The organism is Streptomyces sp. HSS9-12 (assembly GCF_054963655.1).
Genome location: NZ_JBUEGC010000098.1, coordinates 1 through 6055, shown reverse-complemented (window position 1 = coordinate 6055; position 6055 = coordinate 1). Strand labels below are relative to the sequence as shown.

At 72.4% G+C, this 6055-nt stretch carries 8 protein-coding genes; 6 read left to right on the top strand and 2 right to left on the bottom strand.

The features are described from left to right. On the top strand, positions 1-261 hold a 261-nt coding region (locus ACY34J_RS28615; RefSeq protein ID WP_462761993.1), incomplete at its 5' end, for a hypothetical protein. A 5-nt stretch (positions 262-266) separates the two neighbouring features. Beyond that, complete coding sequence (locus ACY34J_RS28610) at positions 267-1034, top strand: tetratricopeptide repeat protein (RefSeq protein ID WP_462729545.1); 768 nt, start codon at positions 267-269, stop codon at positions 1032-1034. A gap of 46 nt (positions 1035-1080) precedes the next feature. Here the strand turns inward: ACY34J_RS28610 and ACY34J_RS28605 are convergent, their stop codons facing one another. Further along, positions 1081-2370 carry a DUF1015 domain-containing protein gene (locus tag ACY34J_RS28605; RefSeq protein WP_462729539.1) on the bottom strand — a complete coding sequence of 430 codons (1290 nt, stop codon included), beginning with the start codon at positions 2368-2370 and terminating at the stop codon, positions 1081-1083. 74 nt (positions 2371-2444) lie between these two features. Between ACY34J_RS28605 and ACY34J_RS28600 the strand changes: the two genes are divergently transcribed. Beyond that, complete coding sequence (locus tag ACY34J_RS28600; RefSeq protein WP_462729540.1) at positions 2445-3470, top strand: HAD-IIA family hydrolase; 1026 nt, start codon at positions 2445-2447, stop codon at positions 3468-3470. A gap of 13 nt (positions 3471-3483) precedes the next feature. Here ACY34J_RS28600 and ACY34J_RS28595 read toward each other — a convergent pair whose 3' ends face one another. Then, positions 3484-3831: an SCP2 sterol-binding domain-containing protein gene (locus tag ACY34J_RS28595; RefSeq protein ID WP_462729541.1), complete on the bottom strand. Its 348-nt coding sequence runs from the start codon at positions 3829-3831 to the stop codon at positions 3484-3486. A gap of 67 nt (positions 3832-3898) precedes the next feature. Between ACY34J_RS28595 and ACY34J_RS28590 the strand changes: the two genes are divergently transcribed. From ACY34J_RS28590 to ACY34J_RS28580, 3 genes are read left to right on the top strand one after another with little or no spacing between them, the layout of a single operon-like run. Then, positions 3899-4240 carry a hypothetical protein gene (locus ACY34J_RS28590; RefSeq protein ID WP_462729542.1) on the top strand — a complete coding sequence of 114 codons (342 nt, stop codon included), beginning with the start codon at positions 3899-3901 and terminating at the stop codon, positions 4238-4240. 6 nt (positions 4241-4246) lie between these two features. Continuing rightward, positions 4247-5053: a TlyA family RNA methyltransferase gene (locus ACY34J_RS28585; protein WP_462729543.1), complete on the top strand. Its 807-nt coding sequence runs from the start codon at positions 4247-4249 to the stop codon at positions 5051-5053. Beyond that, positions 5050-5958 carry an NAD kinase gene (locus ACY34J_RS28580; RefSeq protein WP_462729544.1) on the top strand — a complete coding sequence of 303 codons (909 nt, stop codon included), beginning with the start codon at positions 5050-5052 and terminating at the stop codon, positions 5956-5958. Before ACY34J_RS28585 ends, ACY34J_RS28580 begins: the two co-directional genes overlap by 4 nt. The last annotated feature ends 97 nt before the right edge of the window (positions 5959-6055 follow it).

Genomic DNA, 6055 nt, shown 5'->3' with positions numbered 1-6055 from the left:
ACCGGGACCGGGAGCGTCGCAGGGATCGTGGTGAGCGGGAGCGTTCTGGGTTCCGGCGTGATGATGACCGGCGCGACTTCCGTCGGGATGACCGTCCCCGTGGGCCGCGCCGCGACGACGAGCGCGGTGGATTCCGTGGGCGCGACGACCGTGGACGCCGTCCGTACGGCCAGGGCGGCCGCGGGCGCCGTGACGACCGTGCCGCCGGATACCCACGCCGCGACGTCCGTGAGCGCGGCGAACGCGACCGCGAGCCCGTGAAGCGGCTGCCGATCCCCGGCGACGTCACCGGCGAGGAGATCGACAAGGACGTACGCCAGGAGCTCATGAGCCTGCCGAAGACGCTTGCCGAGGACGTCGCCAAGAACCTCGTCATGGTCGCCAGGTTGCTGGACGAGGACCCCGAGCGGGCCTACGAGTACTCGCGGATCGCCCTCCGGCTCGCATCCCGAGTCGCCGCCGTCCGCGAGGCCGCCGGCTTCGCCTCGTACGCCACCGGCAAATACGCCGAGGCGCTCGCGGAGTTCCGCGCAGCCCGCCGGATGACCGGCTCGGTCGACCTGTGGCCGGTGATGGCGGACTGCGAGCGCGGTATGGGACGCCCCGAGCGTGCCCTCGCCATGGCCGGTGAGCCGGAGGTGCAGAAGCTGGACCGGGCCGGGCAGGTGGAGATGCGGCTGGTCGCAGCCGGTGCCCGCCGTGACATGGGCCAGGCCGACGCGGCTGTGGTGACGCTGCAGAGCCCGGAGCTGGCGTCCACCTCCGTACACCCGTGGACCGCTCGCCTGCGCTACGCGTACGCCGACGCGCTGCTCGCGGTCGGCCGCAGGGATGAGGCACGCGAGTGGTTCGCCAAGGCCCTCGAGGCGGACCAGGGTGGTACCACCGACGCGTCGGACCGCCTCGCGGAGCTGGACGGGGTCGAGTTCTTGGACGCCTTCGACCCGGACGCCGACTCCGATGCCGACGTCCTGGACGCTGACGAGGCGGAGCGGCCCGCAGCCGATGAGCCCGCCACGCCGGACGAGGACTGATCAAAGAGACACGAGGGCGGAACCCGCACAGGTTCCGCCCTCGTCGTCAGTCGAGTTCGAGGTTTCGCAGGACCAGGCCTGTCGCCGGCTTGGGCCCGAAGGACGTGGACTTGTGCGGCATGGTGACGCCCTGCTCGGCCAGGTCGCGTACGACCTCCTCGCGTACCGGGTGCATCAGTACGGCCGTCCCGCCGCTCTGCTCCGCCTTCGCCAGGGCCGCCTCCACCTCGTGGATGTATCCGATGTGCTCAGGGCTGTCGGGAATCTGCCAGATGTGCTCCAGCAGCACGGCGTGCAGCACGGTCGCATCCAGCGTCCGCCACGCTTCCGGGCGTCCCTCCGGGACCGTACGGGCCAGCAGCTCGGTGTCCGGTCGGTCGACGAGGTGGAATCCGCCGGCGCCGGCGAGGAGAAAGGCGTTGCCCGCCTCTGAGGCGGCCGCGAGGGCGTCGAGAGCCCGGGGCAGCGGTCCGTCCACCGGGCGGATCCGGAAGGAGCCCTCGAAGGGGCCCTGGAGGGCGGCGAGCGCATCCGCGACCGGCAGTTGGGGCAGCACGCGGTGGATGGCCCGCACCCGCAGCGGGTAGCGGGTGCTGTCCACCAGAAGCACCAGGCCGGAGTCCCAGGGACCCGGGGAGGGCTGCTCAGCGCGCAGCCGCAGGTAGGTCGCCCAGCGGTGGTGCCCGTCGGCGATCAGTGCCTGGCGGCGCGAGAGGTCGGCGTCGATCTCCGCGAGCTCTGCCGGGTCCGTCACGGACCACAGCCGGTGGCTGAAGCCGTCCTCCGTGGTCGTGGACAGCAGCGGCGAGCGCTCAACCGTACGCTCGATGACGGCCGTTGCCCCGTCGCCGTTGCCGCTTCCCCGGTAGGAGAGCAGCAGCGGCTCCAGGTTGGCCGCGGTCTCCCGCATCAACGCGGCCCGGTCCTCGACGATCTGCGGCATGACCTCCTCGTGCGGCAGGACTATCCCGTCCTCGGGCCGGCTCAGCCGCAGCGCGCCGATCAGCCCGCGCTGCAGGATGTCGCCGCTGCGCTGCTCGTACACGTACAGCGCGGGCTCTGGGTCGGCCGTCAGCACACCCTCCTCCTGCCAGCGGCGCAGGGTGTCCGCGGCCTTGCGGTGGCGGTCGTTGGCGGGCGCGGCCTGCGGGAGGATCAGCCGGACGATGTTGTACGGGTCCGCCGTCTCGAGATGGCGCAGACCGTCGGGCCGGACCACGACGTCGTAAGGCGGGGAGGTGACGGCGGCGAGGCTGCTGACACGCTCCGGGGCGTAACGCAGTCCTCGGAACGGCGACAGTCGCAGACCGTCGCGGGCAGGCCCAGAGGTGGTCATTCGAGCATGTTATGCCCCTGCGGCCATGCGGGATGATCGGGGGGACGGACAGCGATCGACGAGCGAGAGACAGCATGAGCAAGCAGAGCCGGACCCGGACCGACGCCAGCGATCGGCCGCTGTGCGAGGTGTACGACACGGCGCTGCTCGACCTGGACGGCGTGGTCTACGCGGGGGGTAAGGCCATCCCGCACGCCGTCGAGTCGCTGGCCGCGGCGCGGGAGCGCGGGATGCACTTCGCGTATGTGACCAACAACGCGTCGCGCACGCCGCAGGCGGTGGCCGAGCACCTGTCGCACCTCGGCGTGGCGGCTGAGGCTCACGAGGTCGTCACGTCCGCGCAGGCGGTCGCCCGGCTGATCGCCGACCAGGTGCCGAAGGACTCGCGCGTGCTGATGGTCGGCGGTGAGGGGCTGCGGGCGGCGCTGCGGGAGCGGGGGCTGGAGCCGGTGGACTCGCTCGACGACGACCCTGCGGCCGTGGTCCAGGGCTACGACCCGACGGTGGGGTGGGTGGATCTGGCGGAGGCCTCGTACGCGGTGGGCCGCGGGCTGCCCTGGTTCGCCTCGAATCTGGACCTGACGATTCCGACCGAGCGGGGGACGGCGCCGGGCAACGGTGCGCTGGTGGAGGTCGTAAGGATCGCCACCGGGGCCCAGCCGCAGGTGGCAGGCAAGCCGCTGCCGCCGATGCACCGGGAGACGATCCTGCGGACGGGCGCGCAGCGGCCGCTGGTGGTGGGCGACCGGCTCGACACCGACATCGAGGGGGCGCACACGGGCGGCGTGGACTCGCTGCTGGTGCTGACAGGGGTGACCACACCAGCGCAGCTCCTGGCCGCCGAGCCGCACCACCGGCCGACATACGTGGACGCGGACCTGCGCGGCCTGCCGGCTCCGCAGCCGGAGGTCGAGCCGTACGGGGAGGGGTTCCGGTGCGGCGGCTGGACGGCGGTCGCTGAGGGTGACGCGCTGGTGCTGGACGGGGACGGGGCGCCGCTCGACGGGCTGCGGGCGCTGTGCGCGGTGGCCTGGACCGCGGCGGGGGACGGGGCCTGCGCGCTGGACGCGGACAAGGCGCTGGCGCGGCTGGGGCTGTAACCGCTGGTCTGCGCTACAGCAGCGACCGCAGCCGCAGCAGGTCCAGCAGGCCCGCCTCGAGCTTGACCCGGCCGCTGCCCCACGCCTTCGCGAAGTGCAGCTTGCCGTCCACGAGCGCGACCAGGTCCTCGCTCGCCATCGTCAGGCGGATCTGGGCGCGCTCGGGCGGCGGTCCGGAGACGGTGGTCACATCCTCGATCCGGCCGTCCACGAGACGGCCCATGAACGTGATGTCGAGGTCGGTGACATGGCAGCTCAGCGAACGGTTCAGCGCGGCCGCACTGCGGAGGTCGCCGTTCGCCGTGGCGAGATTCTCCGACAGCCGGTCCAACGCTTGGCGGCACTCCTGGATGGTCCTCATCGGGATTGACCGTACCCCAGGCCGTGACGAGCCGAAGACCATGAGGTTTGGGGGTAGCGTCAGGGCCATGAACGAGCCGATGACCGGGGTGGAGCCGGATTCGGGGGAGGAGGAGCCCGTGGCGCCGGACGATGCCTCCGCCGTGGCGGAGCAGACGGTCCCGGAGGAGGCGTCCGAGGGCGAGGCGGGTCCGCTGCCGCTGGGTGTCGCCCGTACGCCCACGGGGAACGCCGAGGTGGACGCGCTGCTCGAGCGGCTCGGCGACGCCGACGACCTCCCCGTCGAGGGCCACATCGAGGTGTACGAGGATGTTCACGGGGGACTGCGTGACGCGCTGGCCGCGCTCGACGCCCGCCCGGGCCCTCCGCCTCCCACCAGGCCGTATGACAACAGGAACAACAGGAGCTGACCGCACGTGGCACGACGCCGACTCGACGCGGAGCTGGTGCGCCGCAAGCTGGCCCGCTCGCGCGAGCACGCGAGCCAGCTGATCGCCGCCGGCCGGGTGACCGTCGGGGGCACCACCGCCACCAAGCCCGCGACCCAGGTGGAGACCAGCGCGGCCGTGGTCGTCGCCGAGGACTCCGGCGACCCGGACTATGTCTCCCGCGGCGGATACAAGCTCGCGGGCGCTCTGGAAGCGTTCGTTCCGCGTGGGCTGAAGGTCGAAGGGCGCCGAGCCCTCGACGCGGGGGCGTCCACCGGCGGGTTCACGGATGTGCTGCTGCGGTCGGGCGCGGGCCATGTCGTCGCCGTGGACGTGGGGTACGGGCAGCTCGCCTGGTCGCTGCAGAGCGATGAACGGGTGACCGTGAAGGACCGTACGAATGTCCGTGAGCTGTCACTCGAGGTCCTCGACGGGCAGCCGGTCGACCTCGTCGTCGGGGATCTGTCGTTTATCCCGCTCGGGCTGGTCCTCCCGGCGCTCGTCCGCTGTTCGGCGCCCGACGCCGATCTCGTGCTCATGGTCAAGCCGCAGTTCGAGGTGGGGAAGGAACGGCTCGGCAGCGGCGGAGTCGTGCGCAGCCCCGAGTTGCGGGCCGAAGCCGTACGGACCGTGGCCCGGCAGGCCGCCGAACTCGGGCTCGGTGCCCTGGGAGTCACCGCGAGCCCGCTGCCCGGACCGTCCGGCAATGTCGAGTACTTTCTCTGGTTGCGCGCCGGTGCTCCCGCACTGGACCCGGCGGACGTTGACCGTGCAGTGGTGGAGGGGCCGCGTTGACGACGACAGCAGAAACACGCACCGTTTTCCTGCTAGCGCACACCGGCCGGCCGGCCGCCGTGCGCAGCGCCGAGTTGGTCGTACGGGGCCTGCAGCGCTGCGGCCTGCGCGTCAGGGTGCTCCGCGAGGAGGCCGCTGACCTGCCGCTGCCGCCGTCGGTGGAGCTGGTCGACGCTTCGCAGGACGTGCTGGACGGCTGCGAGTTGCTGGTGGTGCTGGGCGGGGACGGGACGCTGCTGCGCGGCGCCGAGTTCGCGCATGGCTCCGGTGTGCCGCTGCTGGGGGTGAACCTGGGCCGGGTGGGTTTTCTCGCCGAGGCCGAGCGCGACGATCTCGAGAAGGTTGTGCACCGGGTCGTCACGCGCTCGTACGAGGTCGAGGAGCGCATGACCATCGATGTGGTCGTGCACAACGACGGGCATGTCGTCCACCGCGACTGGGCGCTGAACGAGGCGTCGGTGGAGAAGGCCGCGCGCGAGCGGATGATCGAGGTCGTCACCGAGGTCGACGGGCGGCCGGTGTCCCGCTTCGGCGGCGACGGCGTGGTCTGCGCCACGCCCACCGGGTCCACCGCGTATGCCTTTTCGGCGGGCGGGCCGGTGGTGTGGCCGGAGGTCGAGGCGCTGCTCATGGTGCCGATCAGCGCGCATGCGCTGTTCGCGAAGCCGCTGGTCACCGCACCCGACTCGGTGCTCGCGGTCGAGGTGCAGTCGGAGACGCCGCACGGGGTGCTGTGGTGCGACGGGCGGCGGACGATCGATCTGCCGGCCGGTGCGCGGGTGGAGGTGCGGCGCGGGGCGGTGCCCGTACGGCTGGCGCGGCTGCACCACTCGTCCTTCACCGACCGGCTCGTCGCGAAGTTCGCGCTGCCGGTCTCGGGCTGGCGCGGCGCGCCGCAGTGCTAGTGCCGCGTCAGCCAGGGTTTGCCCCGCTCGCCGCCTGGCACGGCCATCTGCTGCGTTGCCCGATCGACCGAGCAGGCCCACTACGAGGCCGATCCGG